The 26,654-nt window shown below is 62.2% G+C and carries 30 protein-coding genes; 14 read left to right on the top strand and 16 right to left on the bottom strand.

Features of this window, described 5'->3' with window-relative positions; genetic code table 11:
* The first annotated feature begins 46 nt into the window (after nt 1-46).
* Entirely contained in the window at nt 47-1,021 is a 975-nt protein-coding gene (locus BRAS3843_RS34390; protein WP_008973854.1) for a quinone oxidoreductase, read from the top strand.
* A gap of 63 nt (nt 1,022-1,084) precedes the next feature.
* Here BRAS3843_RS34390 and BRAS3843_RS34385 read toward each other — a convergent pair whose 3' ends face one another.
* Both BRAS3843_RS34385 and BRAS3843_RS34380 read right to left on the bottom strand, forming a co-directional pair.
* Nucleotides 1,085-1,360 (bottom strand): hypothetical protein, encoded by a 276-nt coding sequence (locus BRAS3843_RS34385; RefSeq protein ID WP_008973853.1) that lies wholly within the window; start codon nt 1,358-1,360, stop codon nt 1,085-1,087.
* Nucleotides 1,361-1,522: 162 nt separating this feature from the next.
* On the bottom strand, nt 1,523-2,155 hold the full coding sequence (locus BRAS3843_RS34380) for a S24 family peptidase (RefSeq protein WP_008973852.1): 633 nt from the start codon (nt 2,153-2,155) through the stop codon (nt 1,523-1,525).
* Between the two features lie 126 nt (nt 2,156-2,281).
* On the opposite strand from BRAS3843_RS34380, the gene BRAS3843_RS34375 reads away from it, so the two are divergent.
* Nucleotides 2,282-2,827 carry a GcrA family cell cycle regulator gene (locus BRAS3843_RS34375; protein WP_347379601.1) on the top strand — a complete coding sequence of 182 codons (546 nt, stop codon included), beginning with the start codon at nt 2,282-2,284 and terminating at the stop codon, nt 2,825-2,827.
* A 62-nt stretch (nt 2,828-2,889) separates the two neighbouring features.
* Nucleotides 2,890-3,495 carry a DUF6456 domain-containing protein gene (locus BRAS3843_RS34370; RefSeq protein WP_008973850.1) on the top strand — a complete coding sequence of 202 codons (606 nt, stop codon included), beginning with the start codon at nt 2,890-2,892 and terminating at the stop codon, nt 3,493-3,495.
* Here the strand turns inward: BRAS3843_RS34370 and BRAS3843_RS34365 are convergent, their stop codons facing one another.
* Nucleotides 3,496-3,849, bottom strand: a complete 354-nt coding sequence (locus BRAS3843_RS34365) for a hypothetical protein (RefSeq protein WP_008973849.1) — start codon at nt 3,847-3,849, stop codon at nt 3,496-3,498.
* A 315-nt stretch (nt 3,850-4,164) separates the two neighbouring features.
* Here BRAS3843_RS34365 and BRAS3843_RS34360 point away from each other — a divergent pair, with 315 nt between their 5' ends.
* On the top strand, nt 4,165-4,569 hold the full coding sequence (locus BRAS3843_RS34360; RefSeq protein ID WP_008973847.1) for a hypothetical protein: 405 nt from the start codon (nt 4,165-4,167) through the stop codon (nt 4,567-4,569).
* Nucleotides 4,570-4,640: 71 nt separating this feature from the next.
* Here the strand turns inward: BRAS3843_RS34360 and bamA are convergent, their stop codons facing one another.
* Nucleotides 4,641-6,965: an outer membrane protein assembly factor BamA gene (gene bamA, locus BRAS3843_RS34355; protein WP_175361181.1), complete on the bottom strand. Its 2,325-nt coding sequence runs from the start codon at nt 6,963-6,965 to the stop codon at nt 4,641-4,643.
* A 237-nt stretch (nt 6,966-7,202) separates the two neighbouring features.
* Here bamA and BRAS3843_RS34350 point away from each other — a divergent pair, with 237 nt between their 5' ends.
* Together BRAS3843_RS34350 and BRAS3843_RS34345 are read left to right on the top strand one after the other, a co-directional pair.
* Nucleotides 7,203-8,270 (top strand): hypothetical protein, encoded by a 1,068-nt coding sequence (locus BRAS3843_RS34350; RefSeq protein WP_008973845.1) that lies wholly within the window; start codon nt 7,203-7,205, stop codon nt 8,268-8,270.
* Nucleotides 8,271-8,368: 98 nt separating this feature from the next.
* Nucleotides 8,369-9,004 carry an isoprenylcysteine carboxylmethyltransferase family protein gene (locus BRAS3843_RS34345; RefSeq protein ID WP_347379602.1) on the top strand — a complete coding sequence of 212 codons (636 nt, stop codon included), beginning with the start codon at nt 8,369-8,371 and terminating at the stop codon, nt 9,002-9,004.
* 197 nt (nt 9,005-9,201) lie between these two features.
* On the opposite strand, the gene BRAS3843_RS42620 is transcribed toward BRAS3843_RS34345, so the two are convergent.
* Complete coding sequence (locus BRAS3843_RS42620) at nt 9,202-9,453, bottom strand: hypothetical protein (protein WP_083841502.1); 252 nt, start codon at nt 9,451-9,453, stop codon at nt 9,202-9,204.
* 222 nt (nt 9,454-9,675) lie between these two features.
* Nucleotides 9,676-9,861 carry a hypothetical protein gene (locus BRAS3843_RS40080; RefSeq protein ID WP_008973842.1) on the bottom strand — a complete coding sequence of 62 codons (186 nt, stop codon included), beginning with the start codon at nt 9,859-9,861 and terminating at the stop codon, nt 9,676-9,678.
* A gap of 25 nt (nt 9,862-9,886) precedes the next feature.
* On the opposite strand from BRAS3843_RS40080, the gene BRAS3843_RS34340 reads away from it, so the two are divergent.
* Nucleotides 9,887-10,075, top strand: a complete 189-nt coding sequence (locus BRAS3843_RS34340; protein ID WP_008973841.1) for a hypothetical protein — start codon at nt 9,887-9,889, stop codon at nt 10,073-10,075.
* A 6-nt stretch (nt 10,076-10,081) separates the two neighbouring features.
* On the opposite strand, the gene BRAS3843_RS34335 is transcribed toward BRAS3843_RS34340, so the two are convergent.
* From BRAS3843_RS34335 to BRAS3843_RS34320, 4 genes are all read right to left on the bottom strand, one after another.
* The gene (locus BRAS3843_RS34335; protein ID WP_008973840.1) at nt 10,082-10,402 is read right to left on the bottom strand and encodes a cupin domain-containing protein; all 321 of its coding nucleotides are present in this window, start codon (nt 10,400-10,402) and stop codon (nt 10,082-10,084) included.
* Complete coding sequence (locus tag BRAS3843_RS34330) at nt 10,399-11,061, bottom strand: YqcI/YcgG family protein (RefSeq protein ID WP_244425548.1); 663 nt, start codon at nt 11,059-11,061, stop codon at nt 10,399-10,401. The genes BRAS3843_RS34335 and BRAS3843_RS34330 overlap by 4 nt, the downstream gene beginning before the upstream one ends.
* Before the next feature lie 113 nt (nt 11,062-11,174).
* Nucleotides 11,175-12,467 (bottom strand): MFS transporter, encoded by a 1,293-nt coding sequence (locus BRAS3843_RS34325; RefSeq protein ID WP_008973838.1) that lies wholly within the window; start codon nt 12,465-12,467, stop codon nt 11,175-11,177.
* Nucleotides 12,467-13,180 (bottom strand): hypothetical protein, encoded by a 714-nt coding sequence (locus BRAS3843_RS34320; protein ID WP_008973837.1) that lies wholly within the window; start codon nt 13,178-13,180, stop codon nt 12,467-12,469. Before BRAS3843_RS34320 ends, BRAS3843_RS34325 begins: the two co-directional genes overlap by 1 nt.
* Nucleotides 13,181-13,245: 65 nt before the next feature.
* Between BRAS3843_RS34320 and BRAS3843_RS34315 the strand changes: the two genes are divergently transcribed.
* On the top strand, nt 13,246-14,262 hold the full coding sequence (locus BRAS3843_RS34315) for an AraC family transcriptional regulator (RefSeq protein ID WP_035983780.1): 1,017 nt from the start codon (nt 13,246-13,248) through the stop codon (nt 14,260-14,262).
* Between the two features lie 94 nt (nt 14,263-14,356).
* Nucleotides 14,357-14,710 carry a phasin gene (locus tag BRAS3843_RS34310; protein ID WP_008973835.1) on the top strand — a complete coding sequence of 118 codons (354 nt, stop codon included), beginning with the start codon at nt 14,357-14,359 and terminating at the stop codon, nt 14,708-14,710.
* An 81-nt stretch (nt 14,711-14,791) separates the two neighbouring features.
* Here the strand turns inward: BRAS3843_RS34310 and BRAS3843_RS34305 are convergent, their stop codons facing one another.
* Together BRAS3843_RS34305 and BRAS3843_RS34300 are read right to left on the bottom strand one after the other, a co-directional pair.
* The gene (locus BRAS3843_RS34305; RefSeq protein ID WP_008973834.1) at nt 14,792-15,112 is read right to left on the bottom strand and encodes a c-type cytochrome; all 321 of its coding nucleotides are present in this window, start codon (nt 15,110-15,112) and stop codon (nt 14,792-14,794) included.
* Between the two features lie 486 nt (nt 15,113-15,598).
* Nucleotides 15,599-15,823, bottom strand: a complete 225-nt coding sequence (locus BRAS3843_RS34300; protein ID WP_008973833.1) for a hypothetical protein — start codon at nt 15,821-15,823, stop codon at nt 15,599-15,601.
* A 258-nt stretch (nt 15,824-16,081) separates the two neighbouring features.
* Between BRAS3843_RS34300 and BRAS3843_RS34295 the strand changes: the two genes are divergently transcribed.
* Nucleotides 16,082-17,230, top strand: coding sequence for an OpgC domain-containing protein (locus BRAS3843_RS34295; protein ID WP_244425547.1), 1,149 nt, complete (start codon nt 16,082-16,084; stop codon nt 17,228-17,230).
* 15 nt (nt 17,231-17,245) lie between these two features.
* On the opposite strand, the gene BRAS3843_RS34290 is transcribed toward BRAS3843_RS34295, so the two are convergent.
* Complete coding sequence (locus BRAS3843_RS34290) at nt 17,246-17,506, bottom strand: hypothetical protein (protein ID WP_008973831.1); 261 nt, start codon at nt 17,504-17,506, stop codon at nt 17,246-17,248.
* Between the two features lie 210 nt (nt 17,507-17,716).
* Here BRAS3843_RS34290 and rocF point away from each other — a divergent pair, with 210 nt between their 5' ends.
* Nucleotides 17,717-18,694 (top strand): arginase, encoded by a 978-nt coding sequence (gene rocF / locus BRAS3843_RS34285; RefSeq protein WP_008973830.1) that lies wholly within the window; start codon nt 17,717-17,719, stop codon nt 18,692-18,694.
* Nucleotides 18,695-18,751: 57 nt separating this feature from the next.
* Here the strand turns inward: rocF and BRAS3843_RS41100 are convergent, their stop codons facing one another.
* The gene (locus tag BRAS3843_RS41100) at nt 18,752-18,991 is read right to left on the bottom strand and encodes a hypothetical protein (RefSeq protein ID WP_008973829.1); all 240 of its coding nucleotides are present in this window, start codon (nt 18,989-18,991) and stop codon (nt 18,752-18,754) included.
* A 139-nt stretch (nt 18,992-19,130) separates the two neighbouring features.
* The gene (locus BRAS3843_RS34280; RefSeq protein ID WP_008973828.1) at nt 19,131-19,979 is read right to left on the bottom strand and encodes a transporter; all 849 of its coding nucleotides are present in this window, start codon (nt 19,977-19,979) and stop codon (nt 19,131-19,133) included.
* Nucleotides 19,980-20,287: 308 nt separating this feature from the next.
* Between BRAS3843_RS34280 and BRAS3843_RS34275 the strand changes: the two genes are divergently transcribed.
* The 3 genes from BRAS3843_RS34275 to BRAS3843_RS34265 all read left to right on the top strand — a co-directional run bounded on the left by BRAS3843_RS34275 (nt 20,288) and on the right by BRAS3843_RS34265 (nt 24,952).
* Nucleotides 20,288-21,712 (top strand): DUF1800 domain-containing protein, encoded by a 1,425-nt coding sequence (locus tag BRAS3843_RS34275; RefSeq protein WP_347379600.1) that lies wholly within the window; start codon nt 20,288-20,290, stop codon nt 21,710-21,712.
* A gap of 22 nt (nt 21,713-21,734) precedes the next feature.
* A complete protein-coding gene (locus BRAS3843_RS34270; protein ID WP_008973826.1) occupies nt 21,735-22,928 on the top strand; it encodes a DUF1501 domain-containing protein in 1,194 nt (397 codons plus the stop codon).
* A gap of 158 nt (nt 22,929-23,086) precedes the next feature.
* The gene (locus BRAS3843_RS34265; protein ID WP_008973825.1) at nt 23,087-24,952 is read left to right on the top strand and encodes a KUP/HAK/KT family potassium transporter; all 1,866 of its coding nucleotides are present in this window, start codon (nt 23,087-23,089) and stop codon (nt 24,950-24,952) included.
* A gap of 62 nt (nt 24,953-25,014) precedes the next feature.
* Here BRAS3843_RS34265 and BRAS3843_RS34260 read toward each other — a convergent pair whose 3' ends face one another.
* On the bottom strand, nt 25,015-26,646 hold the full coding sequence (locus BRAS3843_RS34260; protein ID WP_008973824.1) for an NAD-dependent malic enzyme: 1,632 nt from the start codon (nt 26,644-26,646) through the stop codon (nt 25,015-25,017).
* Nucleotides 26,647-26,654: the final 8 nt, after the last annotated feature.

Raw genomic sequence — 26,654 nt, 5'->3', positions numbered from 1 at the left:
CCAGGCGCGCTGCAAAGATCTCATCGTCACGAAAGGGAGTAACGCAATGACGTACGCCATCCGTTTTCATCAACCCGGCGGACCCGAGGTGCTCAAATGGGAGAAGGTCGATGTCGGCAAGCCGGGCCGGGGTGAGGCACGTATTCGCCACACGGCGGTCGGGCTCAACTTCGTCGACATCTACAACCGCTCCGGGCTTTATCCGGCGCAATTGCCGAGCGGCCTGGGCAGTGAGGCCGCCGGCGTGGTCGAGGAGGTGGGGGAGGGCGTCACCGAGCTCAAGGCCGGCGACCGTGTAGCCTATGGTTCGTCCCCACTCGGGGCTTATGCGGAAGCACGCCTGATCCCGACCGCTTCCCTGGTCAAGCTGCCCGATGGGATTGATGACCAGACAGCCGCGGCCATGATGCTCAAGGGCCTCACGGTGCAGTACCTGATCCGGCAGACCTATCGTGTGAAGTCTGGCGACACCATTCTCCTGCATGCCGCAGCCGGCGGAGTCGGCTTGATCCTCAGCCAATGGGCCAAGCATCTGGGCGCGACCGTCATCGGCACCGTCTCGAGCGACGAGAAGGCCAGGCTGGCGCAGGCGCATGGCTGCGACCACACCATCGTCTACACGCGCGAGGACTTCGTGAAGCGCGTCGACGAGATCACGGCGGGCAGGAAAGTCCCGGTGGTCTACGATTCCGTCGGTAAGGACACCTTTCTCAAGTCGCTGGATTGCCTTGCGCCGCTCGGCTTTGCGGTTCTGTTCGGACAATCCTCGGGCGCGGTCGAGCCGCTCAATCTTGGCCTGCTCGCGCAGAAGGGCTCACTCTTCGTGACGCGGCCGACGCTCTTCACCTATGCCGCCAAGCGTGAAAGCCTGGTCGCAATGGCGAAGGAGTTGTTCGACGTCGTCCAGTCCGGCGCGGTGAAGGTCGAAGTTCACCAGACCTATCCGCTCAAGGACGCCGCCAAAGCGCATGCCGACCTGGCCGGTCGCAAGACAACGGGATCGACCGTGCTTCTGGTCTGACTGTGAGGCGAGCAAGCGGCGGCGCCAGTCCGGCGCCGCCGACTGAGACAGCACGCCAGGCGATCAGGCCCGCTCATGCTTGCGGAGATCGTGAATATGGTCAAACCGGACGGCCTGCAGATCCGGCCCGTCGTCCTCGATCTCGGGTAGGGCCGCTTCTGCCAGGATGTCGGTCGTCACGTCTTCGACGGATCGATCGATGATCTCGTGGATGAAGCTGATATTGGCGTATTCACCGGATGCGACGCGCGCAACAACGTCGCGCCGCGTCATCTCGGGATCGACCACGGCCTCGCGTCCGCGCCGTCCGTAGTCGATCATCACAACAAAATATTGCATGCAGGGCAATTCGCTTTCGGCCATCGCAACAGGCGAGCCTCCCCATAATTTCTGAAAATCGGAATTTTGTCAAGCGAAAGTTCCGACATTCGAAATCGCGGGAAGGGCCGCCGCCCGTGGACGTGGCGAAGCGTCACAAGCGCCTGGCTCGGAGAACTGCTCTCATCTGGCGGCTCCCTTGGCTCCGGCCGATTTCCCCTGGCGGCCGCGGGATGCTTTCGATCGCATCCGCGAAATCTGCCCGCGCGGAAGAGTGACACAAATCTCGCCGATCCATTCAAGCTTCACGCCGATGATCGGCTTGGCGTTAAAACTGATGAGGTTCACTAGGGAAGGCGACTTTCCCCGCTCGATCGTCTTCAGATAGCGTTCACCGGTTTTCAGCCGCACCACCGCCTCTTCGCCGTAGAAGCTCGACAGCGGATGACGCTGTTCGCGATAGACGACGATGACGTCCCCATTCTCATATTTCGGCAGCATCGAATCGCCCGTCACCTCGAAGGCGATCGTCTCTTCCGAGATTGGAAATGGCACGGCGACCTCGCCCAACCCTTCTGCCGGGACCTGCTCATATTCCGGCTCGATCACAGCGCCCGCGCCGACCCGTCCCATGATCGGCACCGCATTCAGTTCCAGATAATCGATGATCAGGCCGATCTCGGCCGCCTTGATCAGCCGTTGCCCCGAGAGGATCTCGGACACGGCGCCCGGGCGCACGCCCATCGCGCGGGCAAGCCCGCCCTTTGTCTTCCCCGGCTTTTCCAGCCCACGCTCGATCATGGTGACGTCCAGCATTGTCTTGTCCTCGCTTGCGAATCCCGCCGGAACATAGCATTTCCGATTATCAGAATTCAAGCTTGACTTTTGTTTCGGAATATCGGAAATTCAAGCAGCGCTTGGCTGTGGTGCGTCAAACAACTTTTGAGCGAGAAGAAGAGGCGAGGAATGCAATCGAGCGACTGGCCGCCGCGACACTCCGAAACGCTGCGGGAGCTTCACGCCATGGGACTATCTTATGGCGATATCACGAAGGAAATCAATTTTAAGTTTAGTGTGGCCTATACGCGAAACGCGGTATTGGGCCGGGCAAAACGGATGGGGCTGGTCAGGCCCGAACGTCCCAAGGACAGAGGACCCAAATTCAAGACCCGCAACGAGCAGCGGCGTGTCGGTTGCCACACGGAATCGGTGATCCAGGCGCGGCCAAAACCCGAGCGGACCGAGCCGGTGCAGCTGCGTTGTGTCGGCATCAGCCCGCGCTTGATTTCTTTCGACAATCTTGAACCCGGGGATTGCCGCTATCCCTATGGCGGCGACAGGGACGATGAGCCGATCACGTTCTGCGGCCATCCGCGTCAGCCGGGATCGCCCTACTGCACGCCGCACTTCCATCTCACGCGCAATCCGGAAGGCTTGGTGGAACGGCCGCCGGCGACGGTGGTCCTGCGGCTGGTTGCAGCTGCGTAGCGGGCCAGCGACCGCCGTTCTGTCCGCATTGATCCAATCACATCGTTCATCGGAGGTTCGCGATGGCACGCGCCAGACGCCACAAATCCCACCGCATTTCGAAGATCCATGAGCGCCGCCCCAATGACCTGCCGTTCAACGCCGAGGTTGCCACCATCGAGGTCGACGATCCCCTGGCGCTGGAGCCGGGCGAGAAGATCGTCGCGCTTCGCTCGATTCGGAACGATCCATTGGGACGGCTGCACTCGCACCGGCAGATCGACGATGCGCAATATCGGGCCGGCCGCGCCTTTCAAAACGATTGGGAGCGGGCCGAGCGCGGTCCGCAAGCGATCGACCCATCACGCGAATATGTCGACGGTGCGCAGGGACGCGAGCCGGTCACAGAAGGGCAGCGTCAAGCCGTCTTGCGACTGAATCGGGCAGAGCGCGAGCTCGGCGCAGACGGTGCGGCCATCGTCCATGACATATTGGTGCAGGGGCTGACCATGGAGCAGGTTGGACTGAAACGCGATCTGTGCAGCCAGCGTTGGAATGACTATTTTGCGCGTCGCTTTCGCGAATGCCTTGACCGCTTGGCTCTGGTTTACGGCTTTGCGACCGAACGCGTCCCCAAGCGGCCGCTCTCGGCCGACGCGGTCCGCCGGCCGACCATCCGCGGACGCTGATCAGGGATGCGATAGGATCACGTAAGAGGTCGAATAGGGCTCGACGCGCAGCGACGCGTTGGCCAAAAGGCCGATCTTGGCCGTGGGCGCCATCTGCAGCTCGCCGTTCTGGCCGCGATGGACATTGTACTGCCACACCGTCAGGTCGCCCTTTTGTGCCAACGCGTGCGCGATCGCGCTGGCCTCGCTGCCGCCAAGCGTTTTCAATTCGTCCGCCGAGAGCCCGATCACGATCTCATCCTTCACCGTAATGACCTTGAACAGAGCTGTCTTGCTCTCCTCGGCGTTCGCCGGAGCTATGGCAATGGCCAAGATGGTCAGGAGGCTGCAGATCAGAGTGGCGCGGGACAACATGTCGGATCCTTACGTTCAGTGATGCGGGACATCGGTGCGGCAGAGGGGGCTTGCGTCCTCCCGCATTGGTCGCGGCGGCATGCTGGGCGGTTCGCGATCTCGGACCCAGTGGATCGGGCCGGTGCTATCGAACCCTGCGGCAAGCAGCCGCAGGAAACGGGTATCGTCGACGATTTCCCCGGCTGAAATGCCAGGACACGGTGCAGAGGTTGGCCGTGCGACATCGTGCGCTTGACCTCGGTCAAGCCGTTGTCCTCGGCCTGACGTATGAAGGAGCGGCCGCCGGATTATTGTCCGCCTGACGAGGGAAACACCATGTTCAGCCGCATCAAGCCGCTCTCTTCGACCCGCCACCATGTAACCGTCGCGATGGCGGCAACCTTGGTGCTCACGCTTTCCGAACCGACGATGGTCTTCGCCCGCGAGCCGAGTTCAGTCGGCAAGCAGACGTTAGCGGCGAGCACACCCAGCAGCACAACAGATTTCAGCGCCCGTCGGCGTCATCGCCACTACTATCGAGGCAATCCTGCTGCCGGCCTCGCGATCATGGGAGCGATGATCGGCACCATCGGTGCGATCGCCGCCAGCCAGCACGACGATTATTATTATGGGCCGGGATATTATGCAGGACCCGGCTACTATTACGGGCCGCCGCCGGTCTACTACGCGCCCCGCCCTTATTATTATGGGCCGCGCGTCTATCATTACTATGGTTGGTAGGCTCGCCCTGTCGCTTCGCACCCGCGCGCGGACCGAAGCCCGCTGTGAGGCGAGCAGAGAAGAGCGGGAGGCTAGAATCCTCCCGCGCTGAAGCGGAGCGGCTGCACGACGTCATAGGCCGCTTTGCTCAGCGGCACGGCGTAGTCGACCGTCAGAGGGCCGAACGGCGAGGCCCAGGTCAGCCCGGCCCCGACTGAGGACCGGACGATGTTCTTGTTGGCGACCTGGACCGACTGAGTCGGGCCACGATATCCAAATACACTCCCGGCGTCGACGAAGGCCGACGCTTTGAGACCATACTCCTGAGGCAGGCCGGGGATGTTGCTCTGCAACTCCGCAGTCGTCGCCCAGTACAGGCTGCCGCCGACATTGTCCATCGTGGAGCCCGGCGTCAGGTCGCGAGGGCCGAATCCGTTCGGCGCAAATCCCCGCACGATGTTCGGACCACCGAAAAAGCTGTTCAGCAGCGGAGCCTGCTGGCCACCCCAGCCGGTGATGTAGCCGCCCTGGGCCCGGACCATGCCGGTGAGATCGTTTGACAGAGAATGGTAGTAGCGGACATCCTCGGTCGTCCGCAGAAAGCGCACGTCGCCGCCGAGACCGGCGAGATCCTGGCTGAGTTGCGACCGTATGCCGCTGGTCGGGCTCATGTTGTTATCCAGCGTATTGAACGTCGCGGTGTCACCAATGGAGGAGACGAGCTGCCGCCCGGCCGCGGCGGCCTGCCGCACCGGCAGGGAGACCGTCGCGTTTGACGCGGTCGGCGACAGCGTGACGTTCTGATCGTACAATGAGTAGCGCCAGAGGATGTTGGTCTGCTCGGTGACCGGCGTGCCGAGCGTCAGGGTGCCGCCGTAGGTGTTGCTGCCGTAGGATTGATAAGGGCTGAGGGTGGTCTGTCGATCGAACACCTCCGCTCCCGCCGTCGCGCGACCCAGGCTGTAGGGAGCCGACACCGAGAGGTCGGCGCTCCGCGCATATTGGCCATACGTCACCGCGGCCTGGACGGCGTTGCCGCTGCCGAGCACATTGCGATCGCCGACCTTCACCTCTGCGAGCAGCCCGTCGGTGGTCGAATAGCCGCCGGAGATGTTGAAGTCGCCGGTCGATTGATCGACGGTCTCGACATCGAGCACGACCCGATCAGGCGCCGAACCGGGCTTGGTCGTGATCTTGACCGTCTTGAAGTAGTTCAGGTTCTTCAGCCGCCGTTCGGCGCGATCGATCAGCGTCTTGTTGTAGGCGTCGCCTTCGCCGACATCGAACTCTCGGCGGATCACGTAGTCTCTGGTGCGGCTGTTGCCGTGGATCTCGATCCGCTCGACATAGGCGCGCTGGCCTTGCTCAATGACGAAGGTGACATTGGCGCGCTGCGCCTGCACGTCGCGGGTGATGCGCGGCTCGGCCCGCGCGAACGGAAAGCCAAGTTTGGCCATTTCGGCGGTGAGAGCCTCGGTCGTCTTGTCGAGCTTGCTTGCATCGAACGGCGTGTCGCGGCGAGCGAGCAGCTGACTGCGCAGGCGGTCGCAGTCCAGCCCGGGAACGTTGCAGGTCAGGTCGATATCACCGAATCGATAGGACGGGCCCTCGTCGATCACGAAAGTGACGTTGAAGCCCTTGCTCGCGGGATCGAACTCGGCGCCTGCCTTGGTCACGGCGGCGTCGGCATAGCCATGATTGCGGTAGTACTGCCGTAGCAGTTCGCGGTCCTCGTTCAGCCGATCGGCGTCGTAGACGTCGCCGCCGGTGAGGAAGCTCAGGAGGTTGGTCGGCGAGGTCTTGATGATGGCACGGAGCTGGCGCGCGCCGAAAGCCTTGTTGCCGACGAAGTCGATCTTTTGCACCGTGGTCTTCTTGCCCTCGGTGATGGTGTAGACGAGATCGACCCGATCGTTGCCTCGGTCGATGATTTCCGGAACCACGCGGACGTCATCGCGCCCGGCCCGATGGTAGGTTTCGAGGATGCGGGCGACGTCACCCTGCACCGTGGCCCGCTGCAAGCTGCCGCGCGGCTTGGACTGGACGACGGCTGTGAGATCCGTGTCCTTGACCTTCTTGTTGCCCTCGAAGGCGACGCGGTCGAGCACCTTGGCTTCCGTGAGATGGACGATAATCTGCTCGCCTGCGTGCTCGATGGTGACATTGTCGAACAGGCCGCTCGCGATCAAAGCCTTCAGGCCGGCGTCGAGCGCGGCGGCATCATAGTGGCCGCTGCTATCAGGATGAAAATAGGTACGCACCGTATCGGCTTCGATGCGGCGATTGCCTTCGACGCTGATCGTGCTTTGGGTCGCCATCGCTGATGCCGACGCGATCAATGTGCCCAGCGCCGTGACCAGCAGCATCGCCGCCAGCGCTCGCGGCTTCGGCCCATGTGTCGGCAAGTTCCTAAGCATCATCACGTGCAGCCTGTGCCAGCTTGAACGGATGGAAATGCAAGTCACCGCGCGGGGCGAAAGGATGTCCGACACGGGTAAGTTGCGCAATTGTGAACGGCATCACGATTTTGACGCAATGGAGAGGCCTGTCGTCGCAGAATCGTCGCAGTGCGGGATCAAACGCCTCGCTGCAACAACGCCCAAACGTTCGGGCCGCCGACACGACGGGCCCAAACGTCCTCGTCGGAGCAGCACATGCGCTACGTTGTTCTTGCGATCCTCGCCAGCCTCGTTATCCAGCCAGCCACTATCCAGCCAGCCGGTGCTGCGGTCACGCCTGAGATCGATCCGCGCGCCTCGCTCGCCGTGGTGCAACAGTGGATCTACAACTATCGTACCAAACCGGACTACGCCCATGTGCCCGCTGCGGTGCGTGTGTTGTTCCATTCGCAGACCTTCAAGGAGCCGGAGAACGCCGGAATCTATCTTGGCTTCATCGCTGGCGCGATAGGCTCGAATCCCGCCAAGGCCGAGCAACTCGTCAACAGCTTCTTTCCGGTGCCGCCTGAAGATGAATGGGTCATCGTCCGCGCGATCGCCTATTCCGGCCTGCCTGACTGGCGCAATCTGATGCGCAAGATGGCGCCCCGACTGCCGGCGCGGCGGGTGATGATCGAAGGCTATCTCAACGGAACGCAACCGACACTGCTCGAGATACCACTCGAAGAGACGAAGCCAGGCATGCTTGAGAAGCTGCGCGGTACGTTGACGCGCAATCCCTTTGCCAAAGAGGAGCGCAAGATCGATACCACGCTGAGCTTTGCCAGCAACCAGGACCTGCTCGACACTCTGTGGGGCTACTACTTCGCGACCGGATCGCATGTCCCGATTCAGCGCATCATGCAGTTGCTGCCGTGGTCCAAGAGCCGCGACACCGTCGACAAGCTGACCATCGGCAGCATGGCGCGCTATACGCTGGCAAGCTATGCGGTGCGCGACGGGGAGCTGCGCGATTATTTGCGCAGCGAACTCGCTCGTCAGTCGGATCCAATCAAGGCGCCCTTGACCGAGGTCGTGCAGGCGGCCGATACGGTCCAGCTCGGTGCGGTGCGTCGGGACGCGCTCGCTGCGGTCGAGGAGCTCAAGACCAAGGGCTCCGATGCGCGCCGCAATCTCGATTTCTGGGGCCAGCTCGGCGTCGGCGCCGTTGCGCTTGGCTGCGTGTCGGCGGCGGCGCTCGGGCAGGTGGCCATCGGGATTCCCTGCGTGATCGGGGGCTCTGCCTCGCAGGGGCTGTTGTCGTTCTGGGAGAAGCAGCAGTGACCTCGACGCTGCACAAATCGACCGAACTTGCGCCATCCTCATGATAAGCTCAGGCCATGTCCGCCCTTGGTCGAAGAGCATTTGCGAGCTTGGCGATTGTGATCGTCGTGATGGCGATCTTGCTCTTCACCGCAGCCGGAACACTGCACTACTGGCAGGGATGGCTCTTTCTCCTGGTTTATTTCACGGCGTCGGTCGTGATCACGCTGGACCTGATGCGACGAGACCCTGCTCTCCTGGAGCGTCGTATGAGAGGTGGGCCTTTTGCCGAAAAGGAACCCGCACAGCGGTTGATCATGGCGTTCGTCTCGGTGGGCTTCATCGCTCTCGTCGTTGTTCCCGGGCTTGATCGTCGCTTCGCTCTGTCCCACATGCCGCCAGCGGTCGTCATCGCCGGCAATGTGCTTGTCCTGCTCGGCTTCGCCGGCGTGTTTCTGGTGTTCAGGGAAAGCAGCTTTGCCGCCGCGACGATCGAGGTCGCGAGTGATCAGAGAGTTGTTTCCAGCGGGCCGTACGCTCTGGTGCGCCATCCGATGTATGCTGCGGCACTCGTGATGCTCATCGGGATGCCCGTCGCGCTCGGATCCTGGTGGGGACTGCTCCTCATCGTCGCGATCTTGCCGCTCCTGATTTGGCGGCTGCTTGACGAGGAACGACTGCTGGAAATGAATCTACCCGGCTATCGGGCATATCAGGGCAGAGTGAGGTACCGCCTGGTGCGCTGGATCTGGTAGGTCGAGCAGAGGGGCCCCGAACTGCCCGGCCAAACTACACTTTGCCGACGGACTGACCCGGAACTCGTAACCTGTCCAAACTGCATTAGTGTGAGGGAGCTCGCTGGCCGGCCGGGCCCTATGTCGCACCGCGCAGGCTTCGCTGAAGAGACCTTGCGCGGCGGCATGACAGCCGTCCGTGCCATGACATCGCTGCGCTATCGCGACGCTTGGTTATCGCTGATGCTGACGCTCGCTACCATCGGGTAAACCGGTTCGCAGTGGATCTCGGTGCCGGACTCGTCGACCACAATGACCGACAGCCTGCGATCGGTGATTCGAGGATCGTGACGCAATCTGCGCGCTAGATCCCGGCTATGCTCGATCGCTCCGGCATGGGTCGCGAATTCGAGGCCCCCTCTATCCCTGGTTGGAATGGTGTCCTTCATATCAAAATAGTATGTCCGCATGGCAATTCCTGCAGTCGCATATTTCGGACAATCAGGCTGCGGCGCCGTCGTGCCAGCAACCCATTGTCACCCTGCAGAAATGATTAAGGCTCCCGGAAATACCGGACAAGCTCGGCGGTACCAAATTCCGGTCGATAGCCGTAACAATCGACCATTTTTGCTGGCTTTGGAGGCCAGAAGCTGCCAGACAACTCAAAAGCTGCCATAAGAACCGACCGCCCGTCAGTTCGGCTTGCTGCTGGAGTTGTTCCCTGGCATACTTTCAACCTCATCGGGTTCCGCGCGGTCGATTTCCAAACGTGCCATGCGAAGGATCAAGGTCGCCGTTGTCAGGCCGAGACTTTCAGCTTCGATTGCTGCAGTATCGACTTTGCGCGCTAGGCCTTCACGTTTGCTAAGAACTGCCATTACCGTTCCCTGTCAAAGGTGCGAGATGAAAAATCCCACAATCATCGCGGAGCTGCACAAAAAGCTCGGAGCTCCATCGAGCGAAGCGGTGGAAAGCCTTCGGCTGTTGAAAGCGTTCCTGAAGCTGGCACCCAGCCAGCGGTTCGAGGTCATCGAAATGGTCGAGCGTCTCTCGACGGATCCGTCGCCCGAGTCCGACCGTCACCTGTCCTGACGGTGATCAGTTTCCGGTAGCGAGACTTGCCGGCGGACGTGTCGCGATCGCGTAGATCGCATCCTCCAAAGCCTCTGATTCATGAAGCGTCCCGGCTGGTAGCAATATCTTGTCGCCGGGATTGCACACGCGCTCTCCTCCCTCCCATTTGAAATTCAGCCTGCCGCTGATCACGATGAGAATCTCGTCGACCGGGTGGGTGTGAAACGCATGGACTTTGCCTGCGGCGTCGTGCTGCAGCTCGATGCAGCCTTGTTCCGGAAGCAGCGCCAGGATGTCGGGGTCGATCGAGAAATTCGTCTTCGTTCCTGCGATGATCTGGGTCATGCCGCTTGCTCCGTATCGTCGATGGTTGAAGTCTTGGTCTGGGCAAGTTTGTGAAAGGGACAGGTGGGCGGCGCCTGATTGTCGTCGTAGAGGAAGTACTGCTTGTATTCCCGCCCCTCCGGATGGCCGTAACGACCGAGCAGAGGGGACGGGCTCGTCGTATCGAACGGCACCAGCCGTTTGCGGACCTCGCCAAAAGCCGCGCCGGCGGCTTTCTCAGTTCCGAGAATCTTGTCGAACACCCAGCGCGGCTGGAATGTCATCATGAACGCGCTGGAGCGCCGGCTCTGCCGCATCACATGAGCCGGCGTGCTGCACACGACGAAGATCGGCTCGCCGGCGAATGAGAACTCCCACATCGGATTGTCGACCATGTCCGGGATCTCAGCTGGCCACGGGCTTTTGTCGATGCGGGCAAGCTGATCCAGCGTGAGCCAGAACTTCCGATAGTAGGCGTCCATGGTTTGAACAGGCCGCGGCCGCGTGAACAGCACGAGCGACGTGTTCGGGCCGTGCGAGCGGCATTCGGAGACGAACAGCGCGAGCTGTTCGCCCAGGACGTCGACCTCGAACGGATCGAGAAACAGGTAGCGGAGCTGATCCTGGCGATACCCGGCGACGCCGAACACGCAGGGAAATGGGCGCGCTTCGCTGCTCATTTGCGCTTCAAACTCAGAAAACAATACGCTCTGCCAGCTGCTAACCTGGTAGTTGGAGCGGACCTCGCCTTTACTCAAGTACAAGCGCGACATTCGGACCCTCTCTTTTCTAACTACGCACGAAGTATCAGTTTGCGTCGGATCAGCAGCGGTCCCACGATGCCCGGCAGGGACATCAAGAGCAGGATTCCGATGAGCGCGAGGTAGCCGGCGTCGTTTGCCGCCGGACGAGTCGTATGGATCGATGTCGCGCCGAGGCCGCTCGCGGTGACCATCGCCAGCGCGATCACCGGCTGGGCGAGACCGGCGAAGATGCCCGCGGAGGTCGTATTGACGGAAGCGCCGACCCCGATCAGCTCCGCTGTGTAGAGATGCTTCGTGCATTTCAGGACCAGCGGAACGGTGCCACCGGCAACCAGACCGAGGACCGCAAACACGGTTCCGACGTAGACGAGGCCGAATGTGTGAGCGAGCGCAGGCAGAAGCATCGCGATCAGCAGCATCCGCAACACGCAAATCCAGATCAGCGAACCGTCCAGCGACGTGGTCCTGTCCGCGGCATGACCGAGAAAGATCGAGCCGAGCGCATTCCCGACCATGAAGGCAAGCAGCGGTGCCCCTGCCGCCGAAGGAGAAATGTTGAAGTAGTGCGCGACCATGGGGATGCCCCAAACGCCGGACAGGGTGGTGACCACGGCGAAATGCGACGCGAAGGCCATCGCGCAACCCCAATTGGCACTTGCGCCGAGTGCGCGCCAACTCGCGAGCAATACGCTTTTGAACGTCTTGTTGGTGTGCGTCGCAGCGGCCGGTTTCAGCGCCACCGACGCGCAGGCCAGGTTGGCGGCGCCAATGCAGGCAATGACGATGAAACAGGCGCGCCACCCGAAACCGCTGACCGCGGAGGCGAGCGGCGCCGTTGCGATTGCACCACCGACGTAGCCGGACACCTGAGAAATGCCGGACATCACCCCGAAGCGCTCGTCGGCAAAGCTCTGCGCCACCAATTTGAGCAGCGCCGTGAAGACGAGCGCATCGCCGCAGGCCACGATCAATCGCGCCATGAAGACGTCAAGGAGGGTTGGTGACAAGGCGAAAGCCGCGCTGCCGAGCGCGGAGGCCGCCATGCTGCAGAGCACAACCCGCTTGACGCCGTAACGGTCGACCAGGAGGCCTGCCGGAATTTGCATCAAGGTGTAGCCCCAGAAGTAACTGGAGGCGAGCAGCGCAACGCCGGAGGCGTCGGTGCCGAAGTCGTGCATGAAGCTCAGGCCGACCGTCTGCGGTGACACCCGCTGGAGAAACGCGATCGCATAGGCGATCGCGACGGTCGCCCAGGCAAAGTAGGCGCGGTCGACAATCCGGAGGGAAGGCGCGAGAACCGCTTGCTGTCCTGACAGTGCCATCACACCCTCGCGTAGCCGACGGAAAACAGCGCGTCTGCGGAGTTTGGAATCATGCGCGTCATCGCCGCATCGATCAGCGATGCCGTGCCGTGATAGTCCTGGCGATGATGCTTGATGTGGCCGTAGGCGCCGCGCATGATCATGCCGGGAACCTCGAGCGGCTTACCCGGGTAGAGCGCGGCGCACATTTCGATGCAGGCGGCCTGCAACTCCGGGTCTGGGGCATCGCCGAGCAGCGAGGGGGCGACCTTTTCGCAGATCTTGGCGTTGGCTGCCCAGACGATCGGATTGCGCGTGCGCCATCCATAGAGGATTCCAGCCTCGCCGCTCGCGGCGGCGTCCGCGCTCCTCAGGATCTGCGACGTGAAGAAACCATACAGGCCGCGCCCCTGGTGCTGTGGAAGCACTTCCGTGCCACTGCGGTAGATGGCCAAGCGGTTCGCGATGCACATCGTGCGATAGACCGAAAATGCCACCAGCCCCGGCTGACCGTAGACCAGAATGAGACCGAATTTGCCGTCGAACGGCGAGGATGCTGCGGTCCAATGCGGCTCGGTTGCCTTCCAGTTAACGGCAATGATCGCATTCATCGCATCCATCAGCGGCTGCTGATCAGCGAGATCGACCTCGGAGGCATTTGCAAAGCTGTAGACCGCGTAATCGTCCCACGGGGAGGCGATCGTCTGGTATCGGCCGTCCAGTTTGCGTGACATGGCTGAAACTCCAGCTCTCTCACGTCGAGCTATACAGGCCGCGGTCTGATGGCTTAAAGGACAATATGCCCTCGAATTCTGCCAAATCCCGGCGGTCGTCGCCGCGTCAGAAGCTCCCGATGAGGCGCGTGGCGGTTGTCGCTTTCCCCGGCGTCACGCTGCTCGACATATCGGGGCCGGCGCAGGTCTTTGCCGAGCTCAGCGAGATCGAACTGCCGAGTCCGAATTACACGCTGACATACGTCTCAAAATCGGGAGGGCTGGTGCCGACCGATGTCGGCTTGATGATCGACACGATGCCGATCGCGAGCGTGAAGCCGCACCAGGTCGATACATTGCTGATCCCGGGCGGGCCGGGGATCTGGAAGTTGCGGCAGGACGAGGTCGTCATGCCCTGGATCGCGCGCACGTTGCCGAGGGCGCGCCGGATCGCATCGGTCTGCCTGGGTGCCTTCGCCCTGGCCTGGGCCGGCGCCTTGGACGGCAAGCGGGCCGCGACCCATTGGCGCTATTGTCCTCGCCTTCAGGACAGCTTCCCTGAGGTCAAGGTCGAACCCGACGCGATTTTCGTCCAGGATGGTCGGGTGTGGTCATCGGCCGGGGTCAGTGCAGGGATCGATCTAGCACTGGCGATGATCGAGGAGGATTTTGGCCACACGATCGCGCTGGATATCGCGCGGCGGCTGGTCGTGTTCCTGAAGCGCCCGGGAGGACAGAGCCAGTTCTCGACGGTGTTGGCGGCGCAAGCCTCCGACGTGGAGGGCCGCTTTAGCGCGCTCCATGCCTGGATCATCGAAAATATCGCCAGCGATCTGCGCGTGGAAACCCTCGCCGCAAAAGCGGGGATGACGCCGCGAACCTTCGCCCGGACCTATGTCAGCCGTACCGGGATGACGCCCGCCAGCGGCGTGGAGGCGCTCAGGGTCGAAACGGCGCGATTGCTGCTCGAAAGCCGCCAAGTCGGCAACGTGGTCGAGGTGGCCAAGCGTGCGGGCTTCGGTGATGACGAGCGCATGCGCAGGGCCTTTCTGCGCCATCTCGGCGTTTCGCCGTCGGAGTACCGCAGGCGCTTTTCCGGCTGACGGAGTGCACCGCGGCATGATGCGATTTTCGGAACGGAGCCCTGGATCCGGGGTAGATATGCTGATTGGATCTCCTTGGAGGAGGACAGCGACTATGAACCAACCGAAATTGGAAGTACCCACGGAACTGCGGGACCTTGCGGAGAAGACGATCGAGCAGGCTGAGAAGGCCTTCCAAATGTTCTTTGACGCAGCCGGCAAATCGATCGCGACGGTGCCGGGCCCGGCTGCAGACATGTCTCGGCAAGCCCTCTCGCTCACCGAGCAGAATATGAGAGCTGCCTTCGAGCACGCGCGCAAACTGGTGCACGCGACCGAGCTGGAAGAGGCGATGCGGATCCAGTCGGAATTTCTCCGCAGCCAGTTCACCAACGCCGGCGAACACATGCGGACGATCACGGCCGGCATGATGTCTGCCGCAACCAAGGCGACCGAAAAGCAATCCTAAGGCTCGGTGTCAAAGAACGCGGGCGCGCACGCGGCGAAGCAGCTCGGAAGCGGCCGGCGCGGCGCGCGCGGCCGCCAGCGCTTATTTGCGAAGCGTGCCGATATAGGCCGCGATGTCGGCCGCTTCGAGCCGGCTCAACGGGAAGTTCGGCATCTTGGGGTGCGGGTCGAGCAGGAAGAACGCGACCTTCTCGGCTGTAAAGTCCGGCCGCTGTGCGATCTGAGCAAATGTCGGCACGTCGGCGCTCGCCTGCTTCTGAGTTCCTTCGACCAGGTGGCAGGAAGCGCACCAACGCCTGGCCAAATCGGCCCCGTGGTCGGCGTCGGCGGCGTAGCCCGGAAGCGGCCCGAGTGCCACGGCAGTCAGGGCGACGATCGGGATCGTTCTCAGGAAGGCTGGCATCTGCATAATCCTATCGGTTGTGTGTGCTTGAAGCCCGCGGGGGCGCGCAGCTCGCAACAAGGGGGATGTTCGACAAGCGCGCCGGAGGCGACATAGTTAGGGCAGGTGTTGCGAATGTCCGGCCGGAGCGCGGCGGAGATACTGATACGAGCTACGCATCAGCTACAGCAGGACCGTGGAAAATGCGACAGATCAATCCGCGCTATGGCCGATCGCAACAGCGACCAAAGGCGTCGGAGCAACGGCTGCCCGTTCGGTGCCGAATTCAGCTGGCCGGCCGCGTGTGACATCAACGGTTCTCCGCTGCTTCAAGGGCACCTTGCCAATTCCGCGGGCGCAACGTTCGCGCCCGGGTAGGCACATGATCTTCAATCGAAATCATGACACGTCGCGGAGGGCAGACCTTGATCTGTCTCAACGAGAACAGCCGGCCAGCGTGCTGGCTTTGCGAGGTGCGTTGCGCCCGGACGCCGAGAATAGGCCCGGTCAGGGCGAAGGCTGGGATAGACTGTCGGAGCGATCGTGGTTCGAGCTTACCCGTCCAGCGCGCAGCGCGGCGTCGATCTTGGACTGCACCCGGCGTGCGGCGAGCGCTGCGAGCCTCGTCTGCGTTCGACCGGTTTTGACCTGGCCGTCGAGCTCGTAGCGCCATTCCCAAATGTCTGGTTCCGACGTCGCAACGACCGTGTATTCGACCCCGCGATGGACCACGACAAACTCCTTTCGATCGTCTGGATCAAATCAGCTGCTTGGAGGCACGCAATCAATCCGGGCAAATACGGAGCGGGAACAAGCGCCGGATGTGGCGCCCCTGCGGTGACGTGCTCTGTTTGTTCCCGGTGCGGCATGGCTATTCCGGCACGAGAGCTGGTGCAAAATGGTCGGACGCTTTTGAAGGCAGCGCGTGCAGACGCTCGCAGATCCTGCAGAATGCCAGTGCAGCGGACTTGAGGTTTGGGGAGTGCGATGGTGGCCGGTCTTCTTGTCGGGACTCATGCGCCTGCCATCAGTGCCAGCAAAGACCGCCGTGATCTGCGGCTCGATGCCTGCCGCGGACTGGCACTGTGGTTCATTTTCATCGACCATGTCCCGGATAATTCCCTGTCCTGGCTGACCCTGCGCAACTACGGCTTCAGCGATACGTCCGAGGTCTTCGTTTTCGTTTCGGGTTACACCTGTATGCTCGCCTACGGCGGCGCTCTGCGGGAGCATGGATGGGCCACCACCGTGATCCGTGCGCTGCGCCGGGCCTGGGAGATCTACGCGGCCTTTCTGGTGCTGCTGATCGCCTATTTCGCGCTGGTCTGGGTGGTCGGGGGAGGGACGCGCTATCTCGACGAGACCAATACCGGCTTTTTCTTCCGCGAGCCTGGTCCGACGATCATCCATATCGCCACGCTGCAGTTTGCACCCGTCAATACCGACATTCTCTTGACCTTCGCGCTGCTGCACATGAGCTTTCCCTTTTTGCTCTGGCTGATGACGAAGAGCGCGACGATAACGCTGTTGTTGTCGTTCCTCGTCTACATGATGGTGCAGCTGTTCGATTGGCACGTGCCGGCGTGGCCGAGCGGAGAACTCTATTTCAATCCGTTCGCCTGGCAATTCCTATTCGTGATCGGCGGCTGGTTTGCCTTTGAAGGTGTCCCGCGCCTGCGTCCGATGCTGCAGTCGCGGCTATTGCTGTCGCTCGCGTTCGCCTGCCTCCTGTTCAGTCTTATCGTCGCGCTGAGCTGGCAATTCGAAAGCCTGGAAGGCCTTGTCCCCTCAGCTATCACGAATCTGATCTACCCGATCTACAAGAGCCATCTGGCGCCGGTCCGCCTGTTGCACTTCCTGTCGCTGGTTCTTGTCGTTTCGAGGCTGGCGCCGCCGGTATGGCACGGCGCGATCACACCCTTGACGACGGCGATGATCCGCTGCGGGGAGAATTCGCTGTCGATGTATTGCTTCGGCGTGCTCTTGGCGTTTCTTGCGCAGGTGGCGTTGGCCGAAGTCTCCGGCAGCTTCGCGATGCAGGTCGCGGTCAGCTTCGGCGGTATTGCGCTGATGATCCTTGCGGCGACGCTGCTGACGCGGGAATCGCAGCTCGACCGCCGCGGACCGAAACTTTTCTGATGAGGCCAGACGACGTCAGCGCCGTCGCGCCACGGCAATGCCGAACAGGAAGGCGACGAACAGGCTTGCCAATGGGGCTTCGCGCGTAATGGCGCTGACCGTCGAGAGCGCAGTCCCCGGCCGCCGCGCCTCTGCCACGGTCTGGCTGAGGCGGTCGACGGCTGCCCGCAAAGTTCCGACCATTTCGCCGAGTGAGCGGGACATGTCGGTCGCGGTGTCGAGCGCGCGCTCGGCTACGCCCGGCTGCGGATTGGGTTCGAATGGTTCGGTGCTCACGTGATATGCTTTCTTTGCCTCTTGAGCTTATGCCCGCGCCATCGGTCAGCGAGCCGCTCAGATCGATGGCGGCGACGGGAAAATGCCTACGCTCGATTTTGGTTCCACCAAAGCTGCAGGCCAGAATAAATCCGTGATTATCGGGCTGGTAGAGCGAACGAATCTCGATGAGCCTCGATATGCTCATTGCACCGGACGGAGGGTCGCGCGGTGGTCAATGCAAACAACACGGGCTCGCCCCATCGCATCGCCGTGCTTGGCGCGCCGATCGATCTCGGCGCGTCGGTTCGCGGCACCCTGATGGGGCCGGCCGCGCTGCGCACCGCCGGCCTGGTCACCCTGCTCGAAAGCCTCGGCCTCCAGGTCACCGACTATGGCGATCTCGGCATCGCCGATATCGCTGATGCCAGCGACACGCCCCCGCCAAACGCCAAGTACTATCGCGAGATCCAGCGCTGGTCACGGGTCTTGGCGCACCGCGGCTATGAGCTTGCGCAAACCGGCGCGATTCCGGTGTTTCTGGGCGGCGACCATTCATTGTCGATGGGATCTGTAACCGGCGTCGCGCGCCATTGGCAGGACGTCGGGCGCGAGCTGTTCGTCTTATGGCTGGATGCCCATGCCGACTACAACACGCCGGCGACGACAATCACGGCCAACATGCACGGCATGTCGGCCGCTTTTCTGTGTGGCGAGCCGGGGCTCGATGGCCTGCTCGGCGACGACCCGCGCGCATGTCTTACGCCTGAGCAATTGGAGCTGTTCGGCACGCGTTCCATCGACCGGTTGGAAAAGGAGTTGCTGCGTTCTCGGAGTGTCAGGATCGCCGACATGCGGGCGATCGACGAATTTGGAGTCGGCGTGCTCATGAGGCGCGTCATCGAGCGAGTTCGCGCGCGGAATGGAGTTTTGCACGTCAGTTTCGACGTCGATTTTCTCGATCCCGAGGTCGCGCCCGGGGTGGGGACCACGGTGCCAGGCGGAGCCACCTATCGCGAGGCGCATCTGGTGATGGAGATGCTTCATGACTCGGGCCTGGTAAGATCAGTCGATATCGTCGAGCTCAACCCGTTTCTCGACGAGCGCGGCAAGACCGCGCGGGTCGCGGTCGAGCTGATCGGGAGCTTGTTCGGCCAGCAGATCACCGACAGGCCGACGCCGAGCAACGCGATCGTCCCGGAGCACTAGGCGGGCATCTCGGCTAAAGGGGGCCGCCGCACCGGTCGGCGGCCCAGCATCGCCGGTTCAGCGCTCCCACCACCACCAGTCTGCGTGCGCCCGGCGCCAATCGGCATGTCGCTGCTCGTTGCGCCCGATCAGAATCCCGAAGCGGATGCAGGCGCGGCGATCGCCCTTCTGACAAAGCTGGTGATAGCCGATCATCTCCGCTTCCATGGCATCTTGAGCGCGTGCCGGCTGCAGGCTGGCCAGGATCGATAGGCCGACCGTCAGCGCGCACGCAATTATCGAAAGCCTTGGCAACATGGTCTTTACCCTCTCTAGCAGACAGTCCCCCGCGATCGCTTAGATGGACGATGCTGAACATCAACTGAACTGCAAGAGCTGAACTTGCAAGGCAATGCAGTCACGCCCGGGCTCCACCACGTCAGCGGATAGCGCTTGCTCACCGGCTTGCGCGACGCCAATCTCGCGCGCCGTCAAACAATCCATCGATCCGGAACGAATAGCCGACGCCGACAATGTAGGTGGGAGAGTTGTGGTTGAGGCCAAACGCCACGTGGAAGTCGATCTGCTCTTTTGGGCTGAGATGGTAGAGCCCGCCGGAATTGATCAGTTGGACAGGACCGGCGTGCTCGGGATAATCGCCGACATATTCGGTGAAGAGGCTGAGCTTCTCGTTCAGCTTCTTTTCCAGCACGAAGGTGGCCTCAGTAACGTGCTTGGTATCAGTCTCGGCCGGGCGGAAGAACTCGGTGAACATGCCGCTGATACCCCAGCCATCATGCAGCTCGACCGACCATGGCATCTGCAGATAGGGCTGAGTGCCACGGCCGGCGACCTCGGCGGCTCCGGTCGGCAGCGCCGCGCCGACAACGAACGAGAGATCAACCTTTCCGGGGAGCGGGCTGACCTGCCATTTGACGGCAGGCGCAATGTCGGTGAACCCCGAAGCTGCAGAACCGCGGATACTGCCGACATAGTTCGGCAGATCCACAAACACCTCGAGGCAAGGCGCAACGCCTAGCCGCCAGCGGGTGTTCGATCCATCAAGGGTACGACCTCCATTCTGGGATGTCAGGTTCACGCCGTTCTCGCTTTGGAAGCTGCCCGTCGGGACGACGAGGCTCGAATTCGTCACATCCGGCCGATCGGTGGCGAGTTCGTCGGCCGAAGTCGGGCAGGTCTCGGCCCGGGCGTCGGAAATGGCAACGAGGAGAAGAAGCCCCGCCAGTAAGGCGATGAAGTCGCGCCGGATGAATGGCCCCGAACGCGCCGGATAAGTCGGTCTCACCTATGCCCCCAAAGGCCATTGCTCCCAGGAGCACGGCCGTATTTCAGATCAACGCAGTACAACCCGCAGGCATTCCTCACGGGTTTGCGATGTTTCTGTACAGTGCATTCAGACGATATTCAGGCCGTTCTGTCCAAAATGAGATCGAATCACGATTGGGGCTGAGAATGCGACCACCCGGCACATCATCCATGATCGTCCGGCGGAGCGCGTGGAGGTCGATGGTTGTGTCCGCCGCGCTCGCGTCGGGGGCGTTGCTGACAGGTCGATCCGCCTCCGCCGCGAATTTTTCTGCTTCCGACCTCGCCTTGCTCGACCGTCTGACATGGGGCGTGAACGCCTCGAGCGCGGAGCACTTCCACGCCGTCGGGACAGAGCGCTGGTTGCAGGAGCAGTTGCACCCGGCTGGAGATCTGTCGCTTCCGCCGGCCGCCAAGGCCCAGATCGAGGCGATGCCGGACGTGCACAGCTTTCCGTTCGACATTGCGGTCGCTTTCGAGCAGCAGGCCAAGAGTGCCAATCAGGTCGCTGATCCCGAGCAGAAGAAAGCCGCGCAACAGGTCTATCAGCAGGCGATGAACGACCGCGCCAAGCAGGCGACGGCGCGGACCATCCTGCGCGCGCTTTATGCGCCCGACCAACTGCGCGAGCGCATGACCTGGTTCTGGTTCAACCATTTCAACGTGCATCAATACAAGGGCAACATCAGGATCCTGGTCGGTGACTATGAGGATCGTGCGATCCGGCCGCACGCGCTCGGCAAATTTCGCGACCTGCTGGCCGCCACGCTTCGCCATCCCGCGATGCTGCGCTATCTCGACAATGCCGATAACGCCGCGGGCCATCTGAACGAGAACTATGCCCGTGAGATCATGGAGCTGCACACGATGGGTATCGGCTCCGGTTACACGCAGGCGGATGTCGAGGCGCTGGCAAGGATCTTGACGGGCGTCGGCATCGACCTGAAACCGGAAGATCCGAAGCTGAAGCCTGAGTTGCAGTCACAGCTGGTGCGGGAGGGTGCTTTCGAGTTCAATCCCGCGCGTCACGACTATGGCGACAAGACCTTTCTCGGCCATCTGATCAAGGGGCGCGGCCTTGCGGAAGTCGATGAGGCATTGGACATCCTGGTGCATCATCCCGCCACGGCCGCGCACCTGTCGCGCCAGATCGCGACGTATTTCGTTGCCGACAATCCGCCCGAAGCGCTGGTGCAGAAGATGGCCCAGACGTTCAGGACCAGCGACGGAGATATTGCTGCCGTTCTCGGCACCATGGTCCATTCGCCGGAGTTTGCAGCATCGCTAAAGCCCGGCGCGCGCTTCAAGGATCCCGTGCAATATGTCCTGTCGGCGGTGAGGCTCGCCTATGACGACAAGGTCGTTCTCAATACTGCGCCGATTCAGGGCTGGATCAACCGCCTGGGCGAAGGCCTGTTCAATCACGAGACGCCCGACGGCTATGCGCTCACCTCCGCGTCATGGAACGGGCCGGGACAGATGATGGTCCGTTTCGAGATTGCCCGGCAGGTCGGCTCGGGGTCTGCCGGCCTGTTCAAACCGGACGGCCCGAACGCGGTCGAACGGCCGGCTTTTCCGCTGCTGCAGAACGCGCTCTATTATGAGGGCCTCAAGCAGACCCTTACGCCGACGACGCAAGCGGCCTTGGAGCAGGCGATTTCGCCGCAAGACTGGAACACGCTGTTTCTGTCGTCGCCTGAGTTCATGCGCTGAACTGATCCCGCCGGAGGTTGTGATGAACCGTCGTGAGCTGATCAAGACTTTCGCCGCATTGACGCCGCTGACGATGGCGGGCCGCGTCTGGGCGGCGCCCGCCAGCGACGCGCGACTGCTGGTCGTCTTTCTCCGGGGCGCGTATGACGCTGCCAACGTGCTCGTGCCGGTCTCGAGCGATTTCTACTACAATTCGCGGCCGACTCTGAGCGTTGCAAAACCCGATGTCGGAAACCCCAACGCGGCGCTGCCGCTCTCGGCAGATTGGGGGCTGCATCCGTCGCTACGAACCAGCGTTTACCCGATGTGGGCCAAGCGCGAGATCGCCTTCATTCCGTTCGTGGGATCGAGCGACGATCTGACGCGAAGCCACTTTGAGACACAGGACACGATCGAACTGGGCCAAGCTGCGGCCGGGTCGAGAGACTATCGCTCAGGCTTCATGAGCCGGCTTGCAGCCGAACTGACGCGAGCCCGGCCAATCTCGTTCACGGATCAGCTGCCGCTGATCTTCCGCGGCCAGGGCCAGGTGCCGAATATTGCCTTGAACAGCGTCGGCCGGCCCGGTGTCGATGACCGCCAAGCGCAACTGATCAGGGAGATGTACCTCCACACCGACCTCGCGGCCGCGGTCGCGGAAGGGTTCAAGGTGCGTGACGATGTTTATCGGTCGATCTCCGAGGAAATGGCGGCCGCCAATCGGGGTGCGGTTTCGCCGCGCGGCTTCGAGCTCTCGGCGCGAAGGATCGGCCGATTGATGCGCGAGCAGTACAATCTCGGCTTTGTTGACGTGGGCGGTTGGGACACCCACGTCAATCAAGGCGCAGCGACGGGCTACCTCGCTGACCGTCTCGGCGAACTCGGGCGTGCTCTTGCCGGTTTCTCCGAGGAAATCGGCCCCAACGGATGGCGAGACACCGTGGTCATCGTCATTTCCGAGTTCGGGCGGACCTTCCGGGAGAATGGCGACCGCGGTACGGACCATGGCCACGGCAGTGTCTATTGGGTCCTGGGCGGCGGCATCAATGGCGGCCGCATCACGGGGGAGCAGGTCAAGGTGGAGCAGGCGGCTCTGTTTCAGAATCGTGACCTGCCTGTGTTGACCGACCATCGGGCCATGTTCGCGAACCTGTTCCAGCGCATCTATGGTCTCGACACCGCTGCCCTGACGAGGATCTTCCCCGGCGTGCGTCCGACAGAACTGGGACTCGTCTAAGGCCTCTCGTTCAAACCCGCGGGATCGACAATCGTTTCTTCCTGCTCGACGTATCGCTCGATACAATCCCGCGATATGACGCTGACGCGACGACACATGGCGGCAACACCAGCTTCGGTTCGGCAGTGAGCGAAAACCAGTCAGCAATATCATATCCCGTGGACCATCAAGGTCCTCAGGGGCGCCTCGGTCTGCTGGCGCTCTCCGCCTTGGGCGTCGTGTTCGGCGACATCGGGACCAGTCCGCTCTATACGTTCAAGACAATTCTCGGCACGGCTGGCCAGGCGCCTGACGCAGCCGCCGTGCTGGGCGCCTTGTCCCTGGTGCTTTGGACGCTCTTCATCATCACCACGGTCAAGTACGTCACATTTGCGATGCGCGTCGACAATGATGGCGAGGGTGGCATCCTCGCCTTGATGGCGCTGCTCGGGGTCAAGCGGCAGCGCCGCCCGACCATCGTGGCGGTGGGCCTGTTTGGCGCGGCGCTGATCTATGGCGATGGCGCGATTACGCCGGCGATCTCGGTTCTTTCCGCGCTCGAGGGATTGAACATGGCCACCCCGGCCTTTCAACCCTATGTGGTCCCGGCAGCCGTCGTCATTCTGATTTGCCTGTTCGCGATCCAGTCGCGAGGGACCGCCAGCATCGGCCGGTTCTTCGGGCCTGTGATGCTGCTCTGGTTTGCGACCATTGCGCTCTTGGGAATCGTCGGCGTTGCGAGGCATCCCGGAGTCCTTGCCGCGATCAATCCGGTCTACGGCCTCTCTTATCTGTTCTCCAGCGGAGCGACCGGCTTTCTGGTGCTCGGCGCCGTGTTCCTCTGCGTCACCGGAGCGGAGGCGCTCTATGCCGATATGGGGCATTTCGGCGCGGGCCCGATCAAGATGGCCTGGTTTGCGATCGTCTTCCCAAGCCTGATTCTGAACTATGCAGGTCAGGCTGCGCTGGTGCTCGATGGAGCGTCCACCGACGGTAACATTTTCTATCGGCTTTGCCCGGACGCATTGTTGCTGCCGCTGATCGCGTTGGCGACCGTGGCCACGATCATTGCGAGCCAATCGATCATCACCGGCGCGTTTTCGATGACGCGGCAGGCCATCCAACTCGGCTGGATGCCGCGGCTTTGGATCACGCAGACCTCCTCCGAAGGCTACGGCCAGATCTACGTCGGCGTGGTCAACTGGCTCTTGATGATCGTGACGGTCGGGTTGACGCTCGGTTTCGGCAAATCCGACAACCTCGCATCGGCTTACGGCATTGCGGTTTCGCTGACCATGCTCATGACCTCGGCCCTGCTGTTCATCGCGATGCGGGAGATCTGGCATTGGAGCCTGCTTGCCGCGGGTGCTGTCGCTGCGGTCTTCCTGATCATCGATGGCGCGTTCTTCCTGGCCAATCTCACCAAGATCGCGGAGGGCGGCTATGTCCCCTTGCTGCTCGCGACTGCCGTCTATGGGATCATGTGGGTCTGGCATCGCGGCGCGGCCGCAGTGTCGTCGCGCATGCACGAGGCGCTGATTCCGGTCGCGCAGTTCATGGCGGATATCGAAGCCAAGCGGATTCCGCGGGTCCCTGGGACGGCCGTGTTTCTGACACGCACCGAGCGCGATACGCCGCCCGTCATGCATTGGCACGTCAAACACAACCGCGCACTGCACGAGCATCTGTTCGTATTGCGGGTGGAAATCCTGTCCGTGCCCTGGGTCGCATCAAGCGACCGATTGACGATCACCGAAGTTGCACCGAACTTCTGGCGCGCCGACGCCCGTTTCGGCTTCATGGAGCGCCCGCACATTCCGGAACTCGTCGTTGCAAGCAAGATGCTCGGATGCACTGTCGATCTCAATGACGTGACGTACTATGTCGGCCATGAGACCGTGATCGGTCGCGAGGACGGCATGGGCTTGCCGGCGTGGCAGGAGCGGCTGTTCGCGGTCATGGAGCGTAACGCAGTCCACGTCAGCGATTTCTTCAGCCTGCCTCACGACTGCGTGGTCGAGATCGGCCGTCAGATCGCGATCTGATCGGAACGATCCGGGCGCCGTCTGCGCCCGGACCATCGTCGTCGCATCACCGAGATTTTCGCTCAATAGCGCGGATCGTACATCTGGGTCTCGACATAGCCGAGCAGATCGTTCGGGGGCTGGCCCTGCGTGAGGCCGGCCTGATAGGCGACATGGGCCACCGCAGCACCGATATGCGCCGACACCTCGCGGATCCGTGGCAAGGCCGGATACAGACTGCCTTGCTCGAGGTCTGCGCCGGTCACGCAGTTGGCAAGCGTATGAGCGGCCGCCATGAACATCTCATCGGTGACGAGCCTTGCGCCGCTGGCGATCGCGCCGAGGCCGACACCGGGGAAGATGTAGGAATTGTTGCCCTGCCGCGGCACGAAGGTCCGGCCGTCGAGCCTGACGGGATCGTAGGGACTGCCACACGCAAACAGCGCGCGACCGCCGGTGTGGCGATAGGCTGCTTCCGCTGAGCATTCAGCCTTCGATGTCGGATTGGAGAGCGCAAAAATGATCGGGCGCTCATTGAGCTCGGCCATGGCCTGCAGCACCTCCGGCGTGAAGGCGCCGCCGACTGCAGCGACGCCGATGATTGCAGTCGGCCTGAGCGTCTTGACTGCGGCCGGGAAGTCGCCGATCGGCGCGTGCTCATGCGCGTAACGCAGCTTATGCCCGCCGAGATTCTCGCGCCCTTTCACCACCAGGCCTTTGGAATCCACTAGCCAGTTGCGTTTCAGCGCCTCCGCCTCCGACAGGCCCTCCGCCATCATGGCCGAGACCGCGAGGTCGGCGATGCCAGTCGCCGCTTCGCCAGCGCCGAGAAACAGCACTCGCTGATCGCATAGCTTGCCGCCTGTGATCCGCAGCGCTGAGAACAGGCCAGCGAGCGCGACCGCAGCCGTGCCTTGGATATCGTCGTTGAATACGCAGGCATCGTCGCGATATTTGTGCAGGAGCTTGAACGCGGAATGGTTGGCGAAGTCCTCGAACTGGATTAACACGCCCGGGAAGGCCGCGCGGGCCGCGGTCATGAACTCGTCGACGAAGTCGTCGTAAGCCGCGCCACTCATGCGCTTCTGGCGGAGGCCAATATAATAGGGATCGTTCAGCAGCTCTTCGTTGTTGGTGCCGACGTCGAGCATCACGGGAAGGCAGAGTTCGGGATGGATCCCAGCGCAGGCCGAATAGAGCGACAATTTGCCGACTGGAATGCCCATGCCATTGGCGCCGAGATCGCCCAGGCCGAGGATGCGTTCGCCATCGGTGACGACGATCAGCTTGGCCCGGTAGGGCCAGTTGCCGAGGATCTCTGCGATCCGGCCGCGATCATTGGCGGAGATGAACAGGCCGCGCGGGCGCTGGAAGATCAGCCCGAATTTCTGGCACGCCAGACCGACCGTCGGCGTATAGATCAATGGTTGGACCTCGTCGATATAGTCGCAAACGACGCGGAAAAACAGCGCCTCGTTCCGATCATGCAGCGCGTTCAGCGCGACATATTTCTCGAGATCCGTAGGCAGGCTACGCAGGTTGGCCAGGATACGCTCGACCTGGGCCTGCATCGACATCACGCCTGCCGGAAGAAAGCCGCGCAACCCCAGCGCATCGCGCTCCTGCTCCGTGAAGCCCGTACCCTTGTTGAGCAGGGGATCGCGCAACAGCGCAAGTCCGCGCGGCGAATAGGTTGAAATGCTGTGTGCGCTCATGCGTTGTG

The organism is Bradyrhizobium sp. STM 3843 (assembly GCF_000239815.1).
Classification (GTDB): Bacteria; Pseudomonadota; Alphaproteobacteria; order Rhizobiales; family Xanthobacteraceae; genus Bradyrhizobium.
Note: the sequence above shows the minus strand (reverse complement) of the source record. Positions and strands in the feature narration are given on the sequence as shown.

What these genes read in the sequence shown, in the direction of transcription:
- BRAS3843_RS34390 (WP_008973854.1), top strand. Translation starts at nt 47, where the DNA reads ATGACGTACGCCATCCGTTTTCATCAACCCGGCGGACCCGAGGTGCTC.
- BRAS3843_RS34385 (WP_008973853.1), bottom strand. Translation starts at nt 1,360, where the DNA reads ATGCAATATTTTGTTGTGATGATCGACTACGGACGGCGCGGACGCGAG.
- BRAS3843_RS34380 (WP_008973852.1), bottom strand. Translation starts at nt 2,155, where the DNA reads ATGCTGGACGTCACCATGATCGAGCGTGGGCTGGAAAAGCCGGGGAAG.
- BRAS3843_RS34370 (WP_008973850.1), top strand. Translation starts at nt 2,890, where the DNA reads ATGGCACGCGCCAGACGCCACAAATCCCACCGCATTTCGAAGATCCAT.
- BRAS3843_RS34365 (WP_008973849.1), bottom strand. Translation starts at nt 3,849, where the DNA reads ATGTTGTCCCGCGCCACTCTGATCTGCAGCCTCCTGACCATCTTGGCC.
- BRAS3843_RS34360 (WP_008973847.1), top strand. Translation starts at nt 4,165, where the DNA reads ATGTTCAGCCGCATCAAGCCGCTCTCTTCGACCCGCCACCATGTAACC.
- bamA (WP_175361181.1), bottom strand. Translation starts at nt 6,965, where the DNA reads ATGCTTAGGAACTTGCCGACACATGGGCCGAAGCCGCGAGCGCTGGCG.
- BRAS3843_RS34350 (WP_008973845.1), top strand. Translation starts at nt 7,203, where the DNA reads ATGCGCTACGTTGTTCTTGCGATCCTCGCCAGCCTCGTTATCCAGCCA.
- BRAS3843_RS42620 (WP_083841502.1), bottom strand. Translation starts at nt 9,453, where the DNA reads ATGCGGACATACTATTTTGATATGAAGGACACCATTCCAACCAGGGAT.
- BRAS3843_RS40080 (WP_008973842.1), bottom strand. Translation starts at nt 9,861, where the DNA reads ATGGCAGTTCTTAGCAAACGTGAAGGCCTAGCGCGCAAAGTCGATACT.
- BRAS3843_RS34340 (WP_008973841.1), top strand. Translation starts at nt 9,887, where the DNA reads ATGAAAAATCCCACAATCATCGCGGAGCTGCACAAAAAGCTCGGAGCT.
- BRAS3843_RS34335 (WP_008973840.1), bottom strand. Translation starts at nt 10,402, where the DNA reads ATGACCCAGATCATCGCAGGAACGAAGACGAATTTCTCGATCGACCCC.
- BRAS3843_RS34330 (WP_244425548.1), bottom strand. Translation starts at nt 11,061, where the DNA reads ATGAGCAGCGAAGCGCGCCCATTTCCCTGCGTGTTCGGCGTCGCCGGG.
- BRAS3843_RS34325 (WP_008973838.1), bottom strand. Translation starts at nt 12,467, where the DNA reads ATGGCACTGTCAGGACAGCAAGCGGTTCTCGCGCCTTCCCTCCGGATT.
- BRAS3843_RS34320 (WP_008973837.1), bottom strand. Translation starts at nt 13,180, where the DNA reads ATGTCACGCAAACTGGACGGCCGATACCAGACGATCGCCTCCCCGTGG.
- BRAS3843_RS34315 (WP_035983780.1), top strand. Translation starts at nt 13,246, where the DNA reads ATGCCCTCGAATTCTGCCAAATCCCGGCGGTCGTCGCCGCGTCAGAAG.
- BRAS3843_RS34310 (WP_008973835.1), top strand. Translation starts at nt 14,357, where the DNA reads ATGAACCAACCGAAATTGGAAGTACCCACGGAACTGCGGGACCTTGCG.
- BRAS3843_RS34305 (WP_008973834.1), bottom strand. Translation starts at nt 15,112, where the DNA reads ATGCCAGCCTTCCTGAGAACGATCCCGATCGTCGCCCTGACTGCCGTG.
- BRAS3843_RS41100 (WP_008973829.1), bottom strand. Translation starts at nt 18,991, where the DNA reads ATGTTGCCAAGGCTTTCGATAATTGCGTGCGCGCTGACGGTCGGCCTA.
- BRAS3843_RS34270 (WP_008973826.1), top strand. Translation starts at nt 21,735, where the DNA reads ATGAACCGTCGTGAGCTGATCAAGACTTTCGCCGCATTGACGCCGCTG.
- BRAS3843_RS34260 (WP_008973824.1), bottom strand. Translation starts at nt 26,646, where the DNA reads ATGAGCGCACACAGCATTTCAACCTATTCGCCGCGCGGACTTGCGCTG.